Genomic DNA, 21,175 nt, shown 5'->3' with positions numbered 1-21,175 from the left:
ACCATTCGCGCCGGCGGTCTTCCCTGCCGCATGTGCGCGAGGGTGGACGCAGCTCCCCTCCCGCTGCGTCCACCCATTTCATCCCCATGACGGAGATTTCCATGACCATCACCGAACTGGCGCCGCCGGTCGGCGAGCCGCTGACGCTTGCCGAGACGAAGGCGCATCTGCGTGTCGATTTGAGCGCAGACGATGCGCTGATCACCGGGCTGATCCGCACCGTGCGCGAGCATCTGGAACGGGCGACCGGGCTCGCTCTGCTGATCCGCACATTCCGGATATATCTCGACACCTGGCCTTCGTCCGGTGTGATTCAGATTGGCAGGGGGCCGATACAAACGATTGAGAACGTTACGGTTTACGATGCAGCCGGGCTGCCGCAGGAGATCGATGCATCCGGCTTCTTGCTTGATGGGCAGGCGCGGCCGGCGCGGCTGGTGCTGCCGAAACAGCCGGCACCGGGGCAGGCGATCAATGGCATCGAGATCGATTTTTCCGCCGGATTTGGTGCGACGGGGACGGATGTTCCCGACACGCTGAAACGGGCGATGCTGCTGCATGCGGCCCTGCTTTACGAGTTTCGCGGCGCGGTTTCCCCGGACCGGCAGCCGGTCGCCATACCCGCTGGTTACGACCGGCTGATCGCGCCTTTCCGGCGCCGGGGGCTTTGACCATGGGAGCGATGACGCTGGATCCGGGGCAATTGTCGGTCCGGCTGGACCTGGAGATGGGCGACGACACGAGCGACGGGCAAGGTGGTATCCAGACGGACTATACGACGATCGGGGCGCTGTGGGCGCGGATCGAGCCGGTTGCCGTGCGCGCCGAGGAGCGGGCGGACGAGGCGGTCTTTAGCGTGACGCATCGCATCTGGCTCCGCTTTCGTGAGGACATCGCGGCGGGTATGCGGTTTCGAAAAGGCGGTCGTGTTTTCACCATTCGCGCTTTTTCCGATCCGGACGAGACGCGGTGCTATCTCGTCTGTCGCTGCACGGAGGAGGGGCGATGAGCGCGGCGGCAGCCTTGCAGAAGGCGATCTTCCTGGCGCTTTCGAATGACGCCGTGCTGACCGGGCTGATCGGCAGCGATGGCGTGCGGGACCATCTGCAGGCGCGGATGGATCGGCCCTGTGTCTTCATCGCGACGATCGAAAGCCGCGACGCCTCGACGGCGAGCGAGCCGGGCGAGGAACATCTGGTGATGCTCGAGGTGCGGACAGGCGAAGGCGGCAATCTCGCGGTCCAGGCGATCGCGGCGCGGGTGCGCGCGTTGCTCGACGACGCCGATCTCGACCTGGACGGGTTTGTACTGGTCAGCCTGTTTCACCGGCGCACGCGCACGGGGCGGGAGGCCAGGGCGAAGGGGCATGTGGCGGCGATGGTGTTTCGTGCCGTGACCGAATGACGTTTCACAAGTTCTACAATGATTTTACAGGCGTCCCTCACGGGCGCCTTTGTTTCTGAAAGGATCAGGACATGGTGGCCCAGAAGGGGAAGGATCTTCTGTTGAAGATCGACAACGGCGGCAGTTACGTGACCGTGGCGGGGCTGCGTTCCAAGCGGCTGGCCTTCAACGCCGAGACGGTCGATGCGACCGACGCGGAATCGACCGGGCGATGGCGCGAACTGCTCGGCGGGGCAGGCGTGCAGCGGGCCTCGGTTTCCGGCTCCGGCATTTTCAAGGACCAGAGCTCGGACGGGCTGGTGCGCGCCGCCTTCTTCAACGGATCGATCCTCAACTGGCAAATCGTCATCCCCGATTTCGGCACTCTCACCGGCGCCTTTCAACTGACGGCGCTGGAATATTCCGGGCAGCACAATGGCGAGATCCTGTTCGAGGCGGCGCTGGAATCGGCAGGCGCCCTGACCTTTACGGCGCTGTGACGATGATGCGGCCCATTGTGACTACAGTCCGCGCCAACCGGCATCGGGGCGAAGTGGAGGCGGTGATCGACGGCGAACGGCGGATCCTCTGCCTGACGCTCGGCAGTCTGGCCGAATTGGAAACCGCCTTCGCGTCGGACAACCTGATGGCGCTGGCGGCGCGGTTTTCCTCCGGGCGGCTGAAGGCGGAGGACATGATCCGCATCCTCGGCGCCGGTCTACGCGGCGGTGGCAATCTCGTCTCGGACGAGGATGTCGCCGGTATGGGCGTCGAGGGCGGCATAGCCGGTCTGGCGCGGCTGACCGGCGACTTGCTGGTGGCGACCTTCGGGAATGCGGAGGCACCGCCGGACCCTTGAGCGCCGCAACGGGCGCCGGCTCGCCGCCGGCCTTTCCCTGGGGACCGGTGATGCATGCCGGGCTCTGCCTGTTGCGGTTGCCGGCAAGGGATTTCTGGATGATGACACCGCGTGAGATGCAGGCGGCCATGGGCGGCTTGCGGCCGCGTGCAGCGGGACCGGGACGGCGAGGGCTGGAGGCGCTGATGCGGGCGTTTCCGGATGGGGAGAGGCGGTAGGCAGCAGGTGATGCTGTTCCCCCGGCTGTGGCTGCTTGGTGGATTGGACACAAGGAGACGGGCGTGACGGATGATCAATTGGATTTCGCCGGGGCGACGGATGATGCGGTTGCCTTGCGGGATGTGCTCGACGACCTGGAACATCGGTCGCGATCCTTCGGTTCGGCGCTGACCGGCGCGCTGGCATCAGCGGCGCGGGGCGGCAAGGGGCTGGAGGATGTGCTGCGGGGAGCAGGCCTGAGGCTGACGGAGATCGCGCTTTCGGCGGGATTGAAGCCACTGGAGGGGGCGATCGGATCGCTATTTGCCGGGCTGACCGGGGGCTTGGGCAATGTGACCGCCTTTGCCGACGGTGGTGTGCCGGGGCGAGTGACGCCGTTTGCCGCCGGGGGCGTCGTTTCCGCTCCGACCTATTTTCCGATGGACGGGCAGACCGGGCTGATGGGCGAGGCGGGCTCGGAGGCGATCCTGCCGCTGAAGCGCGGCGCCGACGGCGCGCTCGGCGTGGCCTCGACCGGCGGCGGGGCGATGAACGTCGTCTTCAACGTGACGGCCCCCGACGTCCAGAGCTTTCGCAAGTCCGAGGGCCAGATCGCGGCCATGCTGACGCGAACGGTCGGACGCGGGCGGCGAGGGCTTTGAGGGGCCGAACGAGAGCGGGCGGAGAATGAGGCCTGGCTTGTCGCGTTTCCAATCACACAACTCCACACACGGAACATCACCATGTCGGCAGGCTTCCATGAAGTCCGGTTTCCACTGCGTCTTGCCTTGGGCACGAGTGGCGGGCCGGTCAGGCGGACGGATATTGTCAGTCTGTCCAACGGTCGCGAAAATCGCAACCGGCGCTGGCGCGATGCGCGGCGGCACTATGATGCGGGGTCGGGCATCAAGTCGATCGATGATCTCTACGCGGTGCTCGCGTTCTTCGAGGCGCGGGCGGGGCAGGTTTACGGGTTTCGGTTTCGCGATCCGCTGGATTTCAAATCCTGCGCGCCGGGTGGCACGGTCGGTGCCGGAGACCAGGTGCTGGGAACGGGGGACGGGGCGACGGCCGTCTTCCAACTGGTCAAGACCTATGGCGATGCCGGTGGGGCAAGCGTGCGCGCGATCGCCAAGCCGGTCGCAGGCACGCTTCTGGTGTCAGTCGGCGGTGTTGTGGCTGCGCCGGCGGATTTCAGCCTTGATGCTGCGAGCGGACGGGTGACCTTCGTGCCGGGGAAAATTCCGGCAAGTGACGCTGTGGTGCGGGCGGGCTATGAATTCGACGTGCCGGTGCGGTTCGACACGGACCGGATCGACGTCGATCTGGCGCAATTCCAGGCGGGGCGGATTCCGTCGATACCGCTGGTGGAGATCAAGCCATGAGAACACTTCCGACCGCGCTCTCCGACCACCTGGCCGGTGATGCCACGACGATATGCCATTGCTGGCGGGTGACGCGCCGGGACGGGATCGTGCTGGGATTTACCGAGCACGATCACGATCTTGCGTTCGACGGGATCGATTTCCTGGCCGCGAGCGGCTTCCGGGCCGCCGACAGCGAGGAGACAAACGGGCTTTCCGTCGAGGCCGGCGAGGTGAGCGGCGGGCTTTCCAGTGCCGCGATCAGCGAGGCGGATGTGATCGCGGGACGTTACGACGGTGCGAAGGTCGAGGTGTTCCAGGTGAACTGGCAGGCGCCGCAGGAGCAGCACGTTCTTCTGCGGGTGCAGGAGATCGGCGAGGTGGTGCGGGCGGACGGTGCCTTTCGCGCCGAGTTGCGGCGGCTGACGCATCGGCTCGATCAGGTGCAGGGGCGGATCTATGGGCGGCGCTGTGACGCGGTGCTGGGTGACGGGCGGTGCGGGGTCGATCTCACCAATCCGGTCTATCGGGGAAGCGGTGCCATTGTCGCTGTTCTCAGCGAGACTCATGCGCGGGTGTCAGGGCTCGATGCGGCGCTGGCCGGATTTTATCGTCAGGGAATGTGTCGATTTACCGGCGGCGCCAATGCCGGCCATGCCGGCGATATCGAGGATCACCGGGTTGACGGGGACGGGGTGACGCTGTCGCTGTGGTTGCCGCCGCCCTTGCCGTTGGCTATCGGCGACACGTTCACGCTGACGGCGGGATGCGATCAAAATTTTGCCGTCTGTGGCGCGAAGTTCTCCAACGTCCTGAACTTTCGGGGATTTCCGCATCTGCCGGGTTCGGATTTCGCGTTTGGCTATGCCGATGGCGATACCGTGCATGACGGGCGGCCGCTCTATGAGTGAGGACGATCTCGAATTTTCTCTGCGGGTTGTCATGCTCGCGGAGACCTGGATCGGGACGCCGTATCGGCATCAGGCGAGCCTCAAGGGCGTGGGCTGCGATTGCCTGGGACTGGTGCGCGGTGTCTGGCGCGAAATCTATGGCCAAGAACCGGAACTGCCGCCGGCCTACCAGCCGGACTGGGCGGAGCGCGGGGTCGAGGACCGGTTGTTTGACGCGGCGCGGCGGCATTTTGGCGAGCCGTTGCCGAGGACCGAGATGCGACCGGGCGATCTCCTGCTGTTTCGCTGGCGGCCGGACATGCCGGCCAAGCATGCCGGGATCGCCTGCGACGACGCTCGGTTCATCCATGCCTATGAACAGGCGGCGGTGATCCGGTCGCCGTTCGTTCCCTCCTGGCGCCGGCGGATCGCCGGTATTTTCCGTTTTCCCGAAAAGGTCTGATCTCCATGGCGACCATTCTTCTGCAGGCGGCCGGTGCGGCGCTCGGTGGCGTGTTCGGCCCGGTCGGGGCGATGCTGGGCCGTGCAGCGGGCGCCCTGGCGGGATCCGTCATCGACCGCTCGATCGTCAACGGCATGACGACGGTCTCCGGCGCCCGGCTTGGGAATGCGCGCATTCCGGGCGCGGACGAGGGCACGGCGATCACGCGGGCTTACGGAACGGTGCGGATCGGCGGCACGCTGATCTGGGCGACGCGCTTCGAGGAGGAGGTCCGCGTCGAGCGGCAGGGCGGCAAGGCGAGCGGCCCGAGGGTGGAGACGTTTCGCTACCACGCCAATTTCGCGCTCGGCATCTGTGAAGGCGAAATCGCCCATGTGCGGCGCGTCTGGGCGGACGGACGCGAACTGGATCTCGCCGGCATCGAGATGCGGATCCATCGCGGCACGCCGGACCAGTTACCCGATCCTCTGATCGAGGCCAAGCAGGGGGCGGGCAGGGCGCCGGCCTATCGCGGACTTGCCTACGCCGTGTTCGAGCGCTTTCCGCTCGATGGCTACGGCAACCGTATTCCAATGATCCAATTTGAAGTGTTGCGGCCAGTGGGGAACCTCGAAAAGGCGATCCGCGCCGTGACGATCATTCCGGGATCGAGCGAGCATGGTTACGATCCGCGCGTGGTCAAGGAAAAGACCGGCGCGGGCGCGGGCCGGCTGATCAACCGCAATGTCTTCCATGCCGGTTCGGACTGGCAGGCCTCTCTCGACGAACTGCAGGCGCTTTGCCCCAATCTCGAGCGGGTGGCGCTGGTGGTCTCCTGGTTCGGGACCGATCTTCGGGCCGGGCATTGCCGGATCGTTCCGGGCGTCGAGACGGCCGTTCGCGAGGACGAAAGCCGGGCCTGGTCGGTTTCAGGGATTGGTCGCGGCGGTGCGTCCGTGGTCAGCCAAAATGGTGGCGGACCGGCCTATGGCGGCACGCCGAGCGATGTCAGTGTCGCGGCCGCGATCACCGACCTCAAAGCGCGGGGGCTGAAGGTCTATCTCTATCCCTTCGTGATGATAGATATTCCGGCCGAAAACACGTTGCCCAATCCCTATGGGGGCACGGGGCAGCCGGCCTATCCCTGGCGCGGGCGCATCACCGCGCATCCGGCGCCGGGAGTTATTGGAAGCGCGGACAAGACAGGCGCCGCGCGCAGCCAGATCGAGGCCTTCTGCGGAACCGCGACCGTGACGGATTTCGATGTTTCCGGCACCTCGGTTGTCACGACAGGAACCGACGAGGGATACCGCCGACTCATCCTGCACTACGCGCTGCTGTCGCAGGCTGCGGGCGGGGTCGACGGGTTCATCATCGGCTCGGAACTGCGCGGGCTGACGCAATTGCGCGACGGCACGGGCGCGTTTCCGTTTGTCGAGCAACTGGTAACGATCGGTGCCGATGTCCGGGCGGTGCTGGGACCGGCGACAAAGCTGACCTATGGCGCCGACTGGAGCGAGTATTTCGGCTATCACCCGGCGGATGGATCCGGGGAGGTGCATTACAATCTCGATCCACTCTGGGCCTCGCCGGCGATCGATGCCGTGGGGATCGACAACTACATGCCGCTTGCCGACTGGCGCGACGGCGATCTGACCGAGGGCAATCCGGATGGTTTCCGGGTGGCGGACGATGCGTCTGCGATGCGGGCGATGGTGGCGTCGGGCGAGGGTTTCGACTGGTATTATGCAGGCGAGGCTGATCGGCGCGAGCGGGTGCGGACGCCGATCAGCGACGGGCTTGCGGGGAAGCATTGGGTCTATCGGTACAAGGATATCGCCAGCTGGTGGGGGCAGGCGCATCACGCCCGGATTGGCGGCGTCGAGCAGGCGCTGCCGACGGCCTGGGTTCCCAGCAGCAAGCCGGTCTGGTTCACGGAACTGGGTTGCCCCGCGATCGACAAGGGGGCGAACCAGCCGAATGTCTTCACCGACCCGAAATCCTCGGAGACGGCGGTGCCGTATTTTTCCAATGGTGCACGCCGGGATGCGATGCAACGCCGGTTCCTGGAGGCGCAATATGACTTCTGGGCCGGAGTAGATGCACCGGAATGCATCGACCGGATCATATCTTCGTCTGGACCTGGGATGCGCGGCCATTGCCGGCCTTCCCGGAAAACACGAAGCTCTGGTCGGATGGCGCCAACTGGCAGACCGGACATTGGCTGAACGGTCGGCTCGGCGCGTCAACTGCGGCCGATGTAATCGCCGCCGTGCTTGCCGAACATGGTTTCGAGCATGGAAATACCGATCTGGTGAGTGGCGATCTCGGCGGTTACGTGCAATCGGAACAGGCGTCGGCGCGCGATGTGCTGGAACCGCTGATGGCGGCGGTGCAGATCGATGCCGTCGAGGCGGGAGGGGTTCTGCAGTTCCGCTCGCGGATGAAACAGGCGGCCGTGCCGGCCATTGTTTCCGTGCTGGCGGATCTGGACGATCAGCCGCTTTACGAGGAAGCGCGCGGCCACGACAGCGATTTCGGCAGCGAGGCCATTCTCGATCATTTCGATCCCGCCAATGCCTATGGGCAGACCACGGCGCGGTCGCGGCGGGTGTCTCCGGCCAATGACCGGGTGTTGCGGCTGTCGATGCCGGGCACCCTGCATGAGGGAGCGGCGGCCTCGGCGGTCGAGGATGCGCTCCGGGATCATCAGGTGTCGCGGCGCAGTGTCCGGTTTTCCCTGTCACCGGCGGCCATCGAACTCGAGCCGGGCGATGTCATCGCTTTCGACGACGGACCGGCAGGGAATTTTATCGTCGGGCGGATCGAGGACGGGGCGGTGCGGGCAGTCGAGGCGCGGGCCTATGTGCCGTCGAGCGGCGGCGGGCAGAGTGTGCCGCCACGTCATGCCGGCCAGCCGCGCACGCCGTCCGACGGATTTTCGCCGATCGTGCATTTGATCGACCTGCCGCAATACGAGGCCGGGGAGACGGCGAGCTTTGCACGCGGGGCGGTGTTTGCGCGTCCCTGGCATTCGGTGATGCTATCCTCGTCGGCGACGACGGAAGGATACAGGGCGCGGGTGCGGCTGGATCAGCCGGCGCAGACGGGCGTGCTCACCGAAGCGCTCGGCGGCGGCGTGCTCGGGCGGTTCGACAGCGCACGGAGCTTGACGCTCGATCTTCATTTCGGCGGCCTGTCATCGGCTGGCAGGGCTGCGGTGTTGAACGGGCAGAACCGGATTGCGGTGCTTGCCGCCAACTGCGTCTGGGAGATCATCGGGTTTCGGGCAGCGGCGGAAATCGCCGCCAACCGCTGGCGGCTTTCGGGCCTGCTGCGCGGACTGCATGGCACCACGGACGCGATGCTCGCCGGAGCAGTGGCCGGCACGTCCGTCATCGTGCTGAACGGTGCGGTCAGGCCACTCGGCCTGAGCGCCGACGAGGCAGGGCGGACTATGAACTGGATCGCCGAGGCCGGTGGACAGGCCGTCGCAGCCGAAGGGCCGTTTGCCTTTGCCGGAGGATTGAGGGCGGAGACGCCGATCGCGCCGGTGCATCTGCGGGCGCGGCGGCTGGAAACGGGTGCGATCCGCATCCACTGGACCCGCTGCGCCCGGCGGGATGCCGACCACTGGCTCGACGGCGATATCGCGCTCGACGAGCCGCAGGAGCGCTACCGCGTCGAAATCCTCGATGGCGGGGCGGTCAAGCGCCGGGTCGACGTGTTGGAGCCGGTCTTCGACTATGCCGACGCTTTAGAGCTTGCAGATTTCGGAACGGTGCAGACGAACCTTTCGGTCCGGGTGCGCCAACGGGGCGAGAAGGTTGCGCTCGGCGTGCTGGCGCAAGCGGTGCTGGCGCTGTGAAATTCACCAATATTTTTCAAAGGAGCGTCAAATGAACGAATTGAAAAACTGGTATCTGTCGAAAACCGTATGGGGCGGCCTTGTCGCCATCCTTGCGTCCTGCGGCAATCTGTTCGGACTGGACATCGCGCCGGAAGATCAAAGCGGGGTTGTGGACGGGCTGACCACGCTTGCCGCCGCTGTTGGTGGCCTGGTTGCGATCTGGGGCCGGATTTCGGCGCGGACGCGATTGCGATAACGCGATCCATATGGATCAAAACAGGGCGTTATCCGCACATTCATTTGCCATTCAGACTGTATCGTTTATTGAATTTACAGTGATGCTTCTCAAATCGCCCATGTTTTCGAGCCGAAAGTGCGTTCATGTCTTCACCTTTGATCATAGCAACGCTTGCAGCGGGTCTTTCCGGATTCGCACCGCCGGCGATTGATGTGCCATCGATGGTTGTCGCGGTGGACGGCGATTGTGGCCAGGCGGCGGCGGAAGTCGTGGCCAAAACCGGGGGCGAGCTTTTGTCCGCCCAGCCCACCGGCGACGGCAAATGCGTGGTCACCGTGCTGATCCCCGGCAATGGCGGACGCCCCAAGAAAGTGACGATGCGCGTTCCCATGTAAGGGAAGATCTCCCCGGCCTGCTTCGCAATATTTTCGGACAGTTGAGAATGAGGTATGCAGTGAGTCTGATGTTACGGCGCGCGGCCTGTCCGGATCGACCGCGCTACTGCATAATTCCTTAAATCGGAATCGATCTAAGGATAAAATCATGCGGCATATTTAAAGTGTTACAGCGACCTTTGCGCGTCATATTTGACGCGCGGCGCTGTAGAGGGAAGAAAGTCAGTTCATGCGCATTCTCGTGGTCGAAGACGACGTCAATCTCAATCGCCAGCTGACGGATACGCTGAAAGAAGCGGGATATGTCGTCGATCAGGCGTTCGACGGCGAGGAAGGCCACTATCTCGGCGACGGCGAACCCTATGACGCCGTCATCCTCGATATCGGCCTGCCGGAAATGGACGGCATCACCGTTCTGGAAAAATGGCGCGGCGCCGGCAAGACGATGCCGGTCCTCATTCTCACCGCACGCGACCGCTGGAGCGACAAGGTGGCCGGCATCGACGCAGGCGCCGACGACTATGTGACCAAGCCGTTCCATGTCGAGGAGGTGCTGGCACGCATCCGCGCCCTGATCCGCCGCGCGGCGGGGCATGCGAGTTCCGAAATCGTCTGCGGGCCGGTGCGGCTCGATACCAAGGGCTCCAAGGCGCTGGTCAACGGCGTGACGCTGAAGCTGACCTCGCACGAATTCCGGCTTCTCTCCTACCTGATGCATCATATGGGCCAGGTGGTATCGCGCACCGAACTGGTCGAGCACATGTACGATCAGGATTTCGATCGTGATTCCAATACGATCGAGGTTTTCGTCGGCCGGTTGCGCAAGAAGATCGGCAACGACCTGATCGAGACCGTGCGTGGGCTCGGCTACCGGATGCAGGCGCCGGGCCTCGTCAACAAGGACGCCAAGACCTGAGCGCGGAGGCGGACATGATCTCTTCCGCAATCCAGTCGATGTCGGCCGCTGGTCGCGGGCTTGTCGCGCGTCCGTTTCTCCTCTCCTTGCGGTGCTGCTGATGTTGCGGCCGCAATCCCTGACCGCACGCGTGCTTCTGGTGTCCACCATCTGGGCGGTGGCGGCGCTGGTGGTGATCGGCGTGGTGATCTCGGCTCTCTATCGTCAGGGGTCCGAGCGCGGCTTCCAGGACCTGTTGCGCGCGCAGCTCTACAACGTCATCAACTCGATCGTCGTCAACGACAAGCAGGTGCTGGCCGGAAGCCCGCAACTGGGTGACCTCAGGTTCTCGCAGCCGCAGACCGGCTGGTACTGGATCGTCGAGCCGATCGGCGAGTTCGCGACGCCACCGCTGATCTCGACATCGCTCGGTTCCGGCAAACTGCCGATCGCCAGCATCGACGAGGTTCCGTTCGATATTCGCTACGAGCGCTTCTATACGACCGTCGATTCCTTCAACAACGACGTCGAAGTGGCGGAGACGGAAGTCGTGCTCGACATCCAGGGGCACACCGCCCGGTTTCGGGTGGCCGGCAACCGCGATGTGCTGGAAGCCGATATCGACGATTTCAATCGCAATCTCTATCTGGCGCTGGCGATCTTCGGTTTCGGCGGGCTTGGCATGAACGCGCTGGCGATCCTGTTCGGCCTGCGGCCGCTCGACCAGGCGCGGCGCTCGCTCGAAAAAATCCGGGCGGGCGAGAGCGAACGGCTGGACGGCGAATTTCCCCGTGAAATCCAGCCCTTGGCGAGTGAGGTCAATGCGCTGATCGACAGCAATCGCCGCATCATCGAGCGCGCCCGCATGCAGGTCGGCAATCTCGCCCATTCGCTGAAGACACCGCTGGCCGTGCTGATCAACGAGGCGCGGGTGCTGGAAGCGCCACATGGCGAACTCGTCAAGGCGCAGGCCGACGCCATGCAGATGCAGGTGCAATCCTATCTCAACCGCGCCCGGATCGCCGCGCAGCGCGAATCCGTTTTGGCGCGCACGGAGGTCGAGCCCGTGCTCGAACGGCTGGTGCGGGTGATGCGGCGACTGCATCCGGAAAAGATCTTCCTGCTGACGGTCTCGCCGCCCGGGCTGATCCTGGCGATGGAGCAGCAGGACGTCGAGGAAACCGTCGGGAACCTTCTGGACAATGCGGCGCGCTACGCCACCGACCAGGTCCGCGTCACCGCGCAGATCGCACCGGAAGGCGTGCAGGGCAAGGATCCCGGGCGACGAAACTGGATCACCGTCGAGGTGGACGATGACGGGCCGGGCCTGGAGCCGGACCAGATCGCGGTTGCGGTCAAGCGCGGCAAGCGTCTGGACGAAACCAAGCCGGGCACGGGGCTGGGGCTTTCAATCGTCAGCGAGATCGCCGGCGAATATCAGGGCACGCTCTCGCTGTCGCGCGGCGAGCGTGGGGGCCTGAGCGCGGTGCTCGTGCTGCCGGCTGTGTCATAAAGAGGCGGATTTCGGTTCGCCGTGACTTTTTTGACGGAATGGCAGGCAAAATGTCCAGATTGCGCGGCTTTCTGCACTGCGATATTGCCTGCCCAAGCGGGGAATGTAACAAGATACTCAGCCATGGAATCGGTTGAATCGCCGTCCATGACCTGCCGATGCAACGGAATCGCGAAAGCTGCCCCGCACGATGAAAAACCTGGCCTGTTTTCCGACCATCTTTTCAGCGCCGCCGGCCGCGTGCCTGATCGCCTCTTCGCTGCTTCTGAGCGGCTGTGGCACGACCTCGGCGAACGGCGCCAAGGCCGGCACCCTGACGACATCCAGTATGTCGGCATCCTACATTGCTGCCCTAGACGGTGGTATCATCGGCCGCGAAGCTGATCTTTCGATCAGCAAGGCCAACCGCCAGCGGGCGCTCGAAGCCGAATATCGGGCGCTCGAAGCCGCACGCGGCGGACAGCCGGTGGTCTGGCAGGGGGCCGGCATCAGCGGCTCGGTCGTGGCGGCGGCGCCCTATCAGGTCGGATCGCAGAATTGCCGGCAATACAGCCACACGGTAACCGTCAGGGGACAGGACAGCGTGGCTCGCGGCGCCGCCTGCCGCAATGCGAATGGAACCTGGACGCCCCTGACCTGACGCACCCACCCTTGCGGCGAAACGCCTCAAATTTCCGCCATTTACGGTTTAATGGTTGGAATGGCGCCGTCCGCATAGTAATTGAGCGGACATGCTGTTCTGGATTCTCGTTGCCACCCTGACGGCGGCCGTCGCTGCCGTTCTGCTGCTTCCTCTGCTGCGCGCTGGCGCTCGCGTTGAAGCCCCCCAATCGCATGACGTCGAGGTCTATCGGGACCAGATGAAAGAGCTGGAGCGCGATCAGGCCGGCGGACTGATTTCCGGCGAGAACGCGGAGCTTGCGCGCGCCGAGGTTGCCCGCCGCCTGCTGGCTGCATCCGATGCCGTCAAGGCGGCGGGAGCCGTGACACCGCCGCGCCGGAGCAACCGGCTGGCGCAGCTTGCCATCGTCCTCGTCCTGCCGGCCGTCGGTCTCTGTCTTTACTTGCGGACCGGACATCCGGACCTGCCGGATGCGCCGCTCGCCGCCCGGCTTGCCAATCCCGGCAACGACATGAACATCCTGATTGCGCGGGCCGAACGCCAGCTGGTGGTCAATCCGGAGGACGGTGCCGGCTGGGATGTTCTGGCGCCGATCTATTATCGCACTGGCCGGATCGAGGATGCGGCGAACGCGTTTCGCAATGCGCTGCGAGTTCTCGGGTCGACGCCGGCGCGGCTTGGCGGCTACGCCGAAAGCCTGATCGCCCTGTCGGGCGGGCTGGTGACGAGCGAGGCGCAGGAAGCGTTGGAGAAGTCGCTGGCGATCCAGCCGGACGATCCACGCGCGAAATTCTACCTGGCGCTGGCGCTGAAGCAGGAAGGCAAGTCGGCCGATGCGCTGACCGCCTTCCAAAAGATCGTCGCATCGTCGCCGGCGGATGCGCCCTGGTTGCCGCTGGTCAACGATCACATCGCAAGCCTTCAAGGTGGTGGCCAGCCGGCACAGAGCGCCGGGGCCGGCTCCAAGCCTGGCAACCCGACGGCGGACGATATCGCCGCGACGCAGGACATGAGTACCGGCGACCGGACCGCGATGATCGAAGGCATGGTCGGCAGCCTTGCGGAGAAGCTGAAGGCCGATCCGAAGAATTTCGAAGGATGGATGCGGATCATCCGCTCCTATGCCGTGCTCGGCCAGAAGGACAAGGCGGTCGATGCCCTGAAACAGGGGATGGCCGTCTTTCCGGCCGATGGCAGCGAGGGTAAACAATTGCTGGCGTTGGCCAGCGAGCTTGGTCTTAAAGCTGACGGAGGCGCGCAATGACCCGCAAGCAGAAGCGCCTGACGATCATTGGCGGCGGCGTCAGTTTCATCGTCGCCGCCGTGCTCTTGGTCATGTTCGCCTTCAGCCAGTCGGTCGCGTATTTCTACGTTCCCGGCGATCTCGCCAAGGCGAACCTGGCGCCAGGCACCCGTATCCGGCTGGGCGGACTGGTCGAGACCGGTTCGGTGAAGCGCGGCGAGGGAGCGACGATCACCTTCAGCGTCACCGATACATTGGGCAACGTCCCGGTCAGCTATACCGGCATTCTCCCGGATCTTTTCCGCGAGGGGCAGGGCGTCGTCGCAGAAGGCAGTTTCAAGGACGGCAACCGGCTTTTCGTTGCCGATACCGTGCTTGCCAAGCATGATGAGACGTATATGCCGAAGGATGTCGCGGACCGGCTGAAGGCACAGGGTGTCTCGCTCGGGGGCAAGGAGAATATCCAATGATCATCGAGCTTGGCCATTACGCGCTGGTGCTGGCGCTGGCGACATCGCTCATCCAGGCGGTGCTGCCGATTATCGGCGCGCTGCGCAACGATGGTCCGCTGATGGAGATCGGCACGGTCGCGGCCAAGGCGACCTTCCTGTTGGTGGCGCTGTCATTCTGCGTTTTGACCTATGCCCATGTCACGTCGGACTTCTCCGTCCAGAACGTCTGGGAGAACTCGCATTCGCAGATCCCGCTGATCTACAAATTCTCCGGCGTCTGGGGCAATCACGAAGGCTCGATGCTGCTGTGGATGCTGATCCTGGCCTTCTTCTCCGCGCTGGTTGCCGTTTTCGGCAACAACCTGCCCGATACGCTGAAGGCCAATGTGCTGGCGGTTCAAGCGACGATCTGCACCGCTTTCACGCTGTTCATTCTGCTGACCTCCAATCCCTTCAACAGGCTGCTCGAGGCGCCGGGCGAGGGCCGAGATCTGAACCCGGTGCTACAGGATGTCGGCCTCGCCATCCATCCGCCGCTGCTTTATCTCGGTTATGTCGGCTTCTCCGTCTGCTTTTCCTTTGCCGTAGCGGCGCTGATCGAGGGCCGTATCGATGCGGCCTGGGCGCGCTGGGTTCGGCCCTGGACACTGGCCGCATGGATTTGCCTGACCGCCGGCATCGCCATGGGCTCCTATTGGGCCTATTACGAACTCGGCTGGGGCGGCTGGTGGTTCTGGGACCCGGTCGAGAACGCCTCCTTCATTCCCTGGCTTGCCGGTACGGCGCTGCTTCATTCGGCACTGGTCATGGAGAAGCGCGAGGCGCTGAAAATCTGGACGGTGCTCCTGGCGCTGATGACCTTTTCGATGTCGCTGCTGGGGACATTTCTCGTCCGCTCCGGCGTACTCACCTCCGTTCACGCCTTTGCCACCGATCCGACGCGCGGCGTCTTCATCCTGTTCATTCTCATCCTGTTCATCGGCGGTTCGCTGTCGCTGTTTGCCTTCCGTGCCTCGCGGCTGAAGGCCGGGGGGCTGTTCGCGCCGATTTCGCGCGAGGGCGCGCTGGTGTTCAACAATCTGATCCTGACCACCGCAGCCGCTACGGTTCTGACCGGTACGCTCTATCCGCTGGTGTTGGAGGCGCTGACCGGTTCGAAGATTTCCGTCGGGCCGCCCTTCTTCAACATGACATTCGGCCTGCTGATGCTGCCGCTCTTGCTGGCGGTTCCCTTCGGGCCGCTGCTGGCCTGGAAACGCGGTGATCTCCTGGGTGCCGGCCAGCGGCTGTTTGCGGCGGTTGCGGTCGGTCTGGTCGCGGGTAGCGCCATCTACTATGCGCAGAACGGGGGACCGATCATGGCCCTGTTCGGCCTTGCACTCGGGGCCTACCTGATCGTCGGTTCGCTGACGGAGGTTTATCTCCGTTCCGGCTTCGGCAAGGTTGCCGGCCCGGTCGCCGTGCGACGGCTGATCGGCCTGCCACGGTCCGTGTTCGGCGCGGCGCTGGCGCATGTCGGGCTTGGCGTGACGTTGATCGGCATCGTCGCGGTCACGGCTTTCGCGACCGAACATATCGCCGAAATGAAGCCGGGCATGACGACGGAAGCGGGTGGTTATACGCTGCGCTTTGACGGTTTGCGCAACGGTAACGGCCCGAACTACAGCGAGGAAAGCGGGCATTTCAGCATCAGTCGCGCGGGTGCGTCGCTGGGAGACGTCTGGTCTTCCAAGCGGTTCTACACGGCACGGCAGATGCCGACCACGGAGGCTGGCATCCGCACATTCGGCGTCAGCCAGCTCTATGTATCGCTGGGCGACGACATGGCCGATGGCGGGATCGTGGTGCGGGTCTGGTGGAAGCCGATGATCCTGTGCATCTGGGGCGGCGCGCTGTTCATGATGGCCGGCGGTGCGGTGTCGCTGAGTGACCGGCGCCTGCGCGTCGGCGCTCCGTCACTGGCGAAAAAACAGAAGAAGCAGGTTCTGGAGCCGGCGCGATGATCCGTCGGCTGGTCTTCGTCCTGTTCCTGATGATCTCCGCCTGGCCGGCCTTTGCCGTCAATCCGGACGAGGTGCTGGCCGATCCTGCACTGGAGGCGCGTGCGCGAGCGCTGTCGGCGCAATTGCGCTGCATGGTCTGCCAGAACCAGTCGATCGACGATTCCAACGCGGAACTGGCCAAGGACTTGCGGCTTTTGGTGCGCGAGCGGATTACCGACGGCGACAGCGACGCGGCCGTGATCGACTACGTGGTGTCACGCTACGGCGAGTTCGTCCTGCTCAAGCCTCGCTTCGAGACGAAGACTTTCATCCTCTGGGGCGCGCCCATTATCCTGCTGCTGGCGGGAGCCGCCGCGATGCTGACTGCTGTTCGGCGACGGTCCGGAGGGGCCACGGGGACGCCTCTGACGGAGGAGGAAAAGGTGAGGCTGGCGGCAACCCTCTCCGAAACGGAGCAGGATTCCAGCCGCTAAAGGGTTTGCAGGCCAAGAATTCTCGTCAGGGGTTCGAAGTCGCGATCATCGTGCAGAAGACGATGTCCCCTCCCGATACAAAATGTTCCGATGATCATGTCGATCGTTTTGCGCGGCGTGTGCCCGACTTCTCTCAAAACCATCTCCATCCCACCCGCTCATTTCATTGATGGCTTGCGTTGCAAATCACGGCGGAGAAGAAGCTTGAGTGCGTGTTCAACTGTGGCTTTCTTCGTCGGAAGGCCGGTTGCCGCCATGGCTTGGGACAGGAGGGCATCGTCGAGATCGATATTGGCGCGCACAGCTAATTCCGTGTGTATGGCGTGGAATGATTGTACGCATTGGGTCTCTTGGCAAGACATTCAACATTACCAAAAATTCACGTCTCGGACACGCGCCAGTAAGGTGCATTCGACTATTCCTTTCTCATCGGCTGTTCCTCCAGTCAGCCAGACTTTGAAGAGAAAAGGCAAATCGGATGTTCAAGAACCAATCACTGCGTCCTTCCCTCAAGACTGTTTTGAAAACCTCGACCGTCGCGGGTCTCGCGGCTGTCATGTTGTCGACCGGCATTCCTGCCGCCGTTACCCATTCCTTTGCCGCCGCCGTCAAGATCGAGGCGCCGCAGGTTCCGAGTTTCGCGAATGTGGTTGATGCCGTTTCGCCGGCCGTCGTTTCCGTCCGTGTCCAGTCACGCGCCAACCCGGTTTCCGATGACGCCAGCAACGGCTTCAGCTTCGATTTCGGCGGTCGCGGCTTTGACGACCTTCCCGACGATCACCCGCTGAAGCGCTTCTTCAAGGAATTCGGTGGCCCGAACGGCGGCCAAGACAATGACAAGCGCGCCGACCGAGGCCATGGCCCGCGTGACGGCAAGCCGGGCCGCCTGCGCCCGACGTCACAGGGTTCCGGCTTCTTCATCTCCGAGGACGGCTATCTCGTCACCAACAACCATGTTGTTTCCGATGGCTCGGCTTTCACGGTCATTCTCAATGACGGCACCGAACTCGACGCCAAACTGATCGGCAAGGACAGCCGGACCGATCTCGCGGTCCTGAAGGTCGATGACAAGCGCAAGTTTGCCTATGTCGGCTTTGCCGACGACGGCAAGGTCCGTGTCGGCGACTGGGTGGTGGCTGTCGGCAACCCGTTCGGCCTCGGTGGTACGGTGACTGCCGGTATTATTTCGGCCCGTGGCCGGGATATCGGCTCCGGCCCGTATGACGATTACCTGCAGGTCGATGCGGCGGTGAACCGCGGCAATTCGGGCGGCCCGACCTTCAACCTCAGTGGCGAAGTCGTCGGCATCAACACCGCGATCTTCTCGCCCTCCGGCGGCAATGTCGGCATCGCCTTCGCCATCCCGGCTTCCGTCGCCAAGGACGTCGTCAACGACCTGATGAAGGATGGTGAAGTCTCCCGCGGATGGCTGGGCGTGCAGATCCAGCCTGTCGACAAGGATGTGGCTGAATCGCTGGGTCTTGCCGAAGCGGGCGGCGCGCTTGTCGTCGAGCCGCAGGCCGGTTCCCCCGGTGAAAAGGCTGGTATCAAGAAGGGCGACGTGATCACCGCCGTCGACGGCGACACGATCAAGGGACCGCGTGAACTGGCCCGCAAGATCGGCGCGATGCGTCCGGGCACCAGCGTTGATGTCACGCTGTGGCGTGATGGCAAGGCCGAAAGCGTCAAGCTGGAAGTCGGAACGCTGCCGGCAGACAAGGAAGCTTCCGCCGGTGCCGAACAGCAGCCGCAGCAGGATGAGCAGCCTTCGAGCGAGAAGGCCTTGGCCGATCTCGGCGTTACCGTGCTGCCGGCGGATGATGGCAACGGCGTGACGATCTCCTCGGTCGATCCGGATTCCGATGCCAGCGAGCGCGGACTGAAGGAAGGCCAGAAGATCGTTTCGGTCAACAACCAGGAGGTCAAGTCGGCCGACGACATCCTCAAGGTGATCGAATCCGCCAAGAAGGACGGTCGTACCAAGGCGCTGTTCCAGATCGAGGCGGACAATGCCAGCCGCTTCGTGGCTCTGCCGATCAACCAGGGTTGATGCGGCTCCACTGAACAACCGGGCGCCGCGAACTCTCCCAAGAGTTTCGCGGCGCCCGACGTTTCAGGGGTATGGGCGTTTCAGGGGCAAGTCTTGCCGCGCAGCCGGGCGGAAGGACGGGATTTCCCAAGGTCAAACCGGTTGTGGAAGAGACAGGTCCGGGATTATGGTCACGCGCATGAAGATTCTGATTATCGAAGATGACCTGGAGGCGGCTGCCTATCTGGCCAAGGCCTTTCGCGAGGCCGGTATTGTTTCCGATCATGCCAGCGATGGTGAAAGCGGCCTGTTCATGGCCAGCGAGAATACCTATGACGTGCTCGTCATCGACCGCATGCTGCCGCGCCGCGACGGGCTCTCGGTGATCAGCGAATTGCGCCGCAAGGCTATTCATACCCCGGTGCTGATCCTGTCCGCGCTTGGACAGGTCGATGATCGCGTGACGGGCTTGCGGGCCGGCGGCGATGATTACCTGCCCAAGCCCTATGCCTTCAACGAATTGCTTGCTCGCGTCGAGGTGCTTGGCCGCCGCAAGGGCGCGCCCGAGCAGGACATGGTCTACCGTGTCGGCGATCTCGAACTGGACCGGCTGTCGCACACCGTCCGGCGGCAGGGCCGCGAACTGCTGCTGCAGCCGCGTGAATTCCGGCTTCTGGAATACCTGATGAAGAATGCCGGGCAGGTGGTGACCCGCACCATGCTGCTCGAAAACGTCTGGGATTATCATTTCGATCCGCAGACCAATGTCATCGACGTGCATGTGTCGCGGCTGCGTTCGAAGATCGAGAAGGACTTCGATCTGCCGCTGCTGCGCACCGTGCGCGGCTCGGGCTACATGATCAAGGATGAAACGGCCAAGGGTGACGGACGCCCCGATCCATGAGCAGGCTGCGCGTTCTCCTTCGCACCACCGCCCTTCGTCTTTCGGCGCTCTATCTGGTGCTCTTCGCGCTTTGCGCTGCCTTTCTCGTCTTCTATGTGACCGCGATGTCCGAGCGGCTGCTGGAACAGCAGACGCGCGACGCGGTGACGGCCGAAGTGTCGCAGATCGAGAACATCTACAGCCGTGGCGGTGTCAACGGCCTCCTGCGCGCGCTGGAACGCCGCGCCCGCCAGCCCGGCGCCAATCTCTATGTCATCGCCGGTCCGACGGGCGAAATCCTGGCCGGCAATGTCGCCTCCCTGCAGCCGGGGCTGCTCGACCGGGAGGGGTGGACGGGCGAGGCCTTCCGCTATCAGCGCTATACCGACGAAAGCCGCAAGGAAAGCCATGTGGCGCTGGCCCATGTGCTGGTGCTCGAAAACGGGTTGCGCATTCTGGTTGGCCGCGACCTGCAGGAGCCTGAGAAGTTTCGCGTGCTGGTGCGCCAGGCGCTGGTGGTGGCGCTCGGCGTCATGGGCGTCGGCGCATTGATCATCTGGTTCGCCGTCGGCCGCAACGCCTTGAAGCGGATCGACCGCATGTCGGATGCGAGCACCCGGATCATGGCGGGCGATCTTTCGCAGCGCCTGCCGATGAGCGGTTCCGGCGACGAGTTCGACCGCTTGTCGGAATCGCTCAACGCCATGCTCGAACGGATCGAAAAATTGAACGAGGGCTTGCGGCAGGTTTCCGATAACATCGCCCACGACCTCAAAACGCCGTTGACGCGACTGCGCAACAAGGCGGAGGCGGCGCTGGCGCACAAGGCGACCAATGCTGGCTATCGCGCTTCGCTCGAGGAGATCATCGGCGAATCCGACCAGTTGATCCGCACCTTCAATGCGCTTCTGATGATTTCACGGGTGGAGGCGGGCGCTGCCGCGGCAGAGATGAGCGATATCGACCTGTCACGCAGCGTCGCCGATTGCGTCGAACTCTACGAGCCGGTGGCGGATGATCAGGCATTGAAGCTGGAGGCGGACGTGCCGCCCGGCATTCATGTCTCGGGCAATCGCGAATTGATCGGGCAGGCGCTTGGCAACCTCATCGACAATGCCATCAAATATTCCGAGGGCGGTGCCATTCCGCTGATCCGGGTGACTCTTGCCCGGCGTGACGACATGATCGTCCTGTCCGTTGCCGATCATGGTCCCGGCATTCCCGAAGACAAGCGTGAGGATGTGGTCGAGCGTTTCGTGCGGCTGGACGAGAGCCGCAGCAAGCCGGGAACCGGTCTTGGCCTTTCGCTGGTAGAGGCGGTGATGGAGATGCACCAGGGTGCCCTCGAACTTCGCGACACCGTGCCCGGCGCTGAAAACAATCGTGGTTTGACCGCCAGCATGGTTTTCCCGCCGCGATCGGCCTGATAGGCATGGTGCGTCG

23 protein-coding genes and 1 pseudogene are annotated in these 21,175 nt (G+C 63.9%); 23 read left to right on the top strand and 1 reads right to left on the bottom strand.

The features are described 5' to 3' along the window. Nucleotides 1-101: 101 nt before the first annotated feature. The 20 genes and pseudogenes from VL202_RS06620 to VL202_RS06525 all read left to right on the top strand — a co-directional run bounded on the left by VL202_RS06620 (nucleotide 102) and on the right by VL202_RS06525 (nucleotide 16,820). Nucleotides 102-671 (top strand): head-tail connector protein, encoded by a 570-nt coding sequence (locus tag VL202_RS06620; RefSeq protein WP_325463338.1) that lies wholly within the window; start codon nucleotides 102-104, stop codon nucleotides 669-671. Between the two features lie 2 nt (nucleotides 672-673). Continuing rightward, nucleotides 674-1,009, top strand: coding sequence for a phage head closure protein (locus tag VL202_RS06615; protein ID WP_325463337.1), 336 nt, complete (start codon nucleotides 674-676; stop codon nucleotides 1,007-1,009). Further along, nucleotides 1,006-1,404, top strand: a complete 399-nt coding sequence (locus VL202_RS06610) for a DUF3168 domain-containing protein (RefSeq protein ID WP_325463336.1) — start codon at nucleotides 1,006-1,008, stop codon at nucleotides 1,402-1,404. The genes VL202_RS06615 and VL202_RS06610 overlap by 4 nt, the downstream gene beginning before the upstream one ends. A gap of 71 nt (nucleotides 1,405-1,475) precedes the next feature. Further along, nucleotides 1,476-1,883, top strand: a complete 408-nt coding sequence (locus VL202_RS06605; RefSeq protein WP_325463335.1) for a phage major tail protein, TP901-1 family — start codon at nucleotides 1,476-1,478, stop codon at nucleotides 1,881-1,883. A 2-nt stretch (nucleotides 1,884-1,885) separates the two neighbouring features. Then, nucleotides 1,886-2,242 carry a gene transfer agent family protein gene (locus tag VL202_RS06600; protein ID WP_414692813.1) on the top strand — a complete coding sequence of 119 codons (357 nt, stop codon included), beginning with the start codon at nucleotides 1,886-1,888 and terminating at the stop codon, nucleotides 2,240-2,242. Further along, entirely contained in the window at nucleotides 2,239-2,460 is a 222-nt protein-coding gene (locus VL202_RS06595; RefSeq protein ID WP_325463334.1) for a rcc01693 family protein, read from the top strand. Before VL202_RS06600 ends, VL202_RS06595 begins: the two co-directional genes overlap by 4 nt. 63 nt (nucleotides 2,461-2,523) lie before the next feature. Beyond that, nucleotides 2,524-3,102, top strand: a complete 579-nt coding sequence (locus VL202_RS06590; RefSeq protein WP_325463333.1) for a phage tail tape measure protein — start codon at nucleotides 2,524-2,526, stop codon at nucleotides 3,100-3,102. A gap of 81 nt (nucleotides 3,103-3,183) precedes the next feature. Continuing rightward, complete coding sequence (locus VL202_RS06585) at nucleotides 3,184-3,825, top strand: DUF2460 domain-containing protein (protein ID WP_325463332.1); 642 nt, start codon at nucleotides 3,184-3,186, stop codon at nucleotides 3,823-3,825. Further along, nucleotides 3,822-4,715, top strand: coding sequence for a DUF2163 domain-containing protein (locus VL202_RS06580; RefSeq protein WP_325463331.1), 894 nt, complete (start codon nucleotides 3,822-3,824; stop codon nucleotides 4,713-4,715). Before VL202_RS06585 ends, VL202_RS06580 begins: the two co-directional genes overlap by 4 nt. Further along, nucleotides 4,708-5,157: an NlpC/P60 family protein gene (locus tag VL202_RS06575; RefSeq protein WP_325463330.1), complete on the top strand. Its 450-nt coding sequence runs from the start codon at nucleotides 4,708-4,710 to the stop codon at nucleotides 5,155-5,157. Before VL202_RS06580 ends, VL202_RS06575 begins: the two co-directional genes overlap by 8 nt. 5 nt (nucleotides 5,158-5,162) lie before the next feature. Beyond that, nucleotides 5,163-9,004, top strand: a pseudogene (locus VL202_RS06570) (baseplate multidomain protein megatron). Nucleotides 9,005-9,035: 31 nt separating this feature from the next. After that, complete coding sequence (locus VL202_RS06565) at nucleotides 9,036-9,242, top strand: hypothetical protein (RefSeq protein WP_325463329.1); 207 nt, start codon at nucleotides 9,036-9,038, stop codon at nucleotides 9,240-9,242. A gap of 125 nt (nucleotides 9,243-9,367) precedes the next feature. Continuing rightward, nucleotides 9,368-9,619 carry a hypothetical protein gene (locus VL202_RS06560; protein ID WP_060503652.1) on the top strand — a complete coding sequence of 84 codons (252 nt, stop codon included), beginning with the start codon at nucleotides 9,368-9,370 and terminating at the stop codon, nucleotides 9,617-9,619. A gap of 229 nt (nucleotides 9,620-9,848) precedes the next feature. Beyond that, the gene (gene feuP / locus VL202_RS06555) at nucleotides 9,849-10,535 is read left to right on the top strand and encodes a two-component system response regulator FeuP (protein WP_325463328.1); all 687 of its coding nucleotides are present in this window, start codon (nucleotides 9,849-9,851) and stop codon (nucleotides 10,533-10,535) included. Between the two features lie 103 nt (nucleotides 10,536-10,638). After that, nucleotides 10,639-12,027, top strand: a complete 1,389-nt coding sequence (locus tag VL202_RS06550) for an ATP-binding protein (protein WP_325463378.1) — start codon at nucleotides 10,639-10,641, stop codon at nucleotides 12,025-12,027. Nucleotides 12,028-12,217: 190 nt separating this feature from the next. Continuing rightward, a complete protein-coding gene (locus VL202_RS06545) occupies nucleotides 12,218-12,667 on the top strand; it encodes a hypothetical protein (protein WP_325463327.1) in 450 nt (149 codons plus the stop codon). A gap of 91 nt (nucleotides 12,668-12,758) precedes the next feature. Beyond that, complete coding sequence (gene ccmI, locus VL202_RS06540) at nucleotides 12,759-13,913, top strand: c-type cytochrome biogenesis protein CcmI (protein ID WP_325463326.1); 1,155 nt, start codon at nucleotides 12,759-12,761, stop codon at nucleotides 13,911-13,913. Continuing rightward, a complete protein-coding gene (ccmE, locus tag VL202_RS06535) occupies nucleotides 13,910-14,362 on the top strand; it encodes a cytochrome c maturation protein CcmE (protein ID WP_325463325.1) in 453 nt (150 codons plus the stop codon). Before ccmI ends, ccmE begins: the two co-directional genes overlap by 4 nt. Further along, the gene (locus VL202_RS06530) at nucleotides 14,359-16,347 is read left to right on the top strand and encodes a heme lyase CcmF/NrfE family subunit (RefSeq protein ID WP_325463324.1); all 1,989 of its coding nucleotides are present in this window, start codon (nucleotides 14,359-14,361) and stop codon (nucleotides 16,345-16,347) included. The genes ccmE and VL202_RS06530 overlap by 4 nt, the downstream gene beginning before the upstream one ends. Then, entirely contained in the window at nucleotides 16,344-16,820 is a 477-nt protein-coding gene (locus tag VL202_RS06525) for a cytochrome c-type biogenesis protein (protein ID WP_325463323.1), read from the top strand. The genes VL202_RS06530 and VL202_RS06525 overlap by 4 nt, the downstream gene beginning before the upstream one ends. Nucleotides 16,821-16,978: 158 nt before the next feature. Here VL202_RS06525 and VL202_RS06520 read toward each other — a convergent pair whose 3' ends face one another. Then, nucleotides 16,979-17,122: a type II toxin-antitoxin system VapB family antitoxin gene (locus VL202_RS06520; protein WP_325463322.1), complete on the bottom strand. Its 144-nt coding sequence runs from the start codon at nucleotides 17,120-17,122 to the stop codon at nucleotides 16,979-16,981. A 176-nt stretch (nucleotides 17,123-17,298) separates the two neighbouring features. Between VL202_RS06520 and VL202_RS06515 the strand changes: the two genes are divergently transcribed. The 3 genes from VL202_RS06515 (at nucleotide 17,299) to VL202_RS06505 (ending at nucleotide 21,159) form a co-directional block, all read left to right on the top strand. Beyond that, entirely contained in the window at nucleotides 17,299-18,870 is a 1,572-nt protein-coding gene (locus VL202_RS06515; RefSeq protein WP_325463321.1) for a Do family serine endopeptidase, read from the top strand. 166 nt (nucleotides 18,871-19,036) lie between these two features. Then, nucleotides 19,037-19,753 carry a response regulator transcription factor gene (locus VL202_RS06510; RefSeq protein ID WP_325463320.1) on the top strand — a complete coding sequence of 239 codons (717 nt, stop codon included), beginning with the start codon at nucleotides 19,037-19,039 and terminating at the stop codon, nucleotides 19,751-19,753. Then, the gene (locus VL202_RS06505) at nucleotides 19,750-21,159 is read left to right on the top strand and encodes a sensor histidine kinase (protein ID WP_325463319.1); all 1,410 of its coding nucleotides are present in this window, start codon (nucleotides 19,750-19,752) and stop codon (nucleotides 21,157-21,159) included. Before VL202_RS06510 ends, VL202_RS06505 begins: the two co-directional genes overlap by 4 nt. Nucleotides 21,160-21,175 lie beyond the last annotated feature (16 nt).

The organism is Pararhizobium sp. (genome assembly GCF_035497515.1).
In the GTDB taxonomy this organism is placed as follows: domain Bacteria; phylum Pseudomonadota; class Alphaproteobacteria; order Rhizobiales; family Rhizobiaceae; genus Pararhizobium.
Note: the sequence above shows the minus strand (reverse complement) of the source record. Positions and strands in the feature narration are given on the sequence as shown.

What these genes read in the sequence shown, in the direction of transcription:
- VL202_RS06565 (WP_325463329.1), top strand. Translation starts at nt 9,036, where the DNA reads ATGAACGAATTGAAAAACTGGTATCTGTCGAAAACCGTATGGGGCGGC.
- ccmE (WP_325463325.1), top strand. Translation starts at nt 13,910, where the DNA reads ATGACCCGCAAGCAGAAGCGCCTGACGATCATTGGCGGCGGCGTCAGT.
- VL202_RS06560 (WP_060503652.1), top strand. Translation starts at nt 9,368, where the DNA reads ATGTCTTCACCTTTGATCATAGCAACGCTTGCAGCGGGTCTTTCCGGA.
- VL202_RS06545 (WP_325463327.1), top strand. Translation starts at nt 12,218, where the DNA reads ATGAAAAACCTGGCCTGTTTTCCGACCATCTTTTCAGCGCCGCCGGCC.
- VL202_RS06605 (WP_325463335.1), top strand. Translation starts at nt 1,476, where the DNA reads ATGGTGGCCCAGAAGGGGAAGGATCTTCTGTTGAAGATCGACAACGGC.
- VL202_RS06510 (WP_325463320.1), top strand. Translation starts at nt 19,037, where the DNA reads ATGGTCACGCGCATGAAGATTCTGATTATCGAAGATGACCTGGAGGCG.
- VL202_RS06600 (WP_414692813.1), top strand. Translation starts at nt 1,886, where the DNA reads ATGATGCGGCCCATTGTGACTACAGTCCGCGCCAACCGGCATCGGGGC.
- ccmI (WP_325463326.1), top strand. Translation starts at nt 12,759, where the DNA reads ATGCTGTTCTGGATTCTCGTTGCCACCCTGACGGCGGCCGTCGCTGCC.
- VL202_RS06610 (WP_325463336.1), top strand. Translation starts at nt 1,006, where the DNA reads ATGAGCGCGGCGGCAGCCTTGCAGAAGGCGATCTTCCTGGCGCTTTCG.
- feuP (WP_325463328.1), top strand. Translation starts at nt 9,849, where the DNA reads ATGCGCATTCTCGTGGTCGAAGACGACGTCAATCTCAATCGCCAGCTG.
- VL202_RS06515 (WP_325463321.1), top strand. Translation starts at nt 17,299, where the DNA reads ATGTTCAAGAACCAATCACTGCGTCCTTCCCTCAAGACTGTTTTGAAA.
- VL202_RS06585 (WP_325463332.1), top strand. Translation starts at nt 3,184, where the DNA reads ATGTCGGCAGGCTTCCATGAAGTCCGGTTTCCACTGCGTCTTGCCTTG.
- VL202_RS06575 (WP_325463330.1), top strand. Translation starts at nt 4,708, where the DNA reads ATGAGTGAGGACGATCTCGAATTTTCTCTGCGGGTTGTCATGCTCGCG.
- VL202_RS06615 (WP_325463337.1), top strand. Translation starts at nt 674, where the DNA reads ATGGGAGCGATGACGCTGGATCCGGGGCAATTGTCGGTCCGGCTGGAC.
- VL202_RS06530 (WP_325463324.1), top strand. Translation starts at nt 14,359, where the DNA reads ATGATCATCGAGCTTGGCCATTACGCGCTGGTGCTGGCGCTGGCGACA.
- VL202_RS06580 (WP_325463331.1), top strand. Translation starts at nt 3,822, where the DNA reads ATGAGAACACTTCCGACCGCGCTCTCCGACCACCTGGCCGGTGATGCC.
- VL202_RS06620 (WP_325463338.1), top strand. Translation starts at nt 102, where the DNA reads ATGACCATCACCGAACTGGCGCCGCCGGTCGGCGAGCCGCTGACGCTT.
- VL202_RS06525 (WP_325463323.1), top strand. Translation starts at nt 16,344, where the DNA reads ATGATCCGTCGGCTGGTCTTCGTCCTGTTCCTGATGATCTCCGCCTGG.
- VL202_RS06505 (WP_325463319.1), top strand. Translation starts at nt 19,750, where the DNA reads ATGAGCAGGCTGCGCGTTCTCCTTCGCACCACCGCCCTTCGTCTTTCG.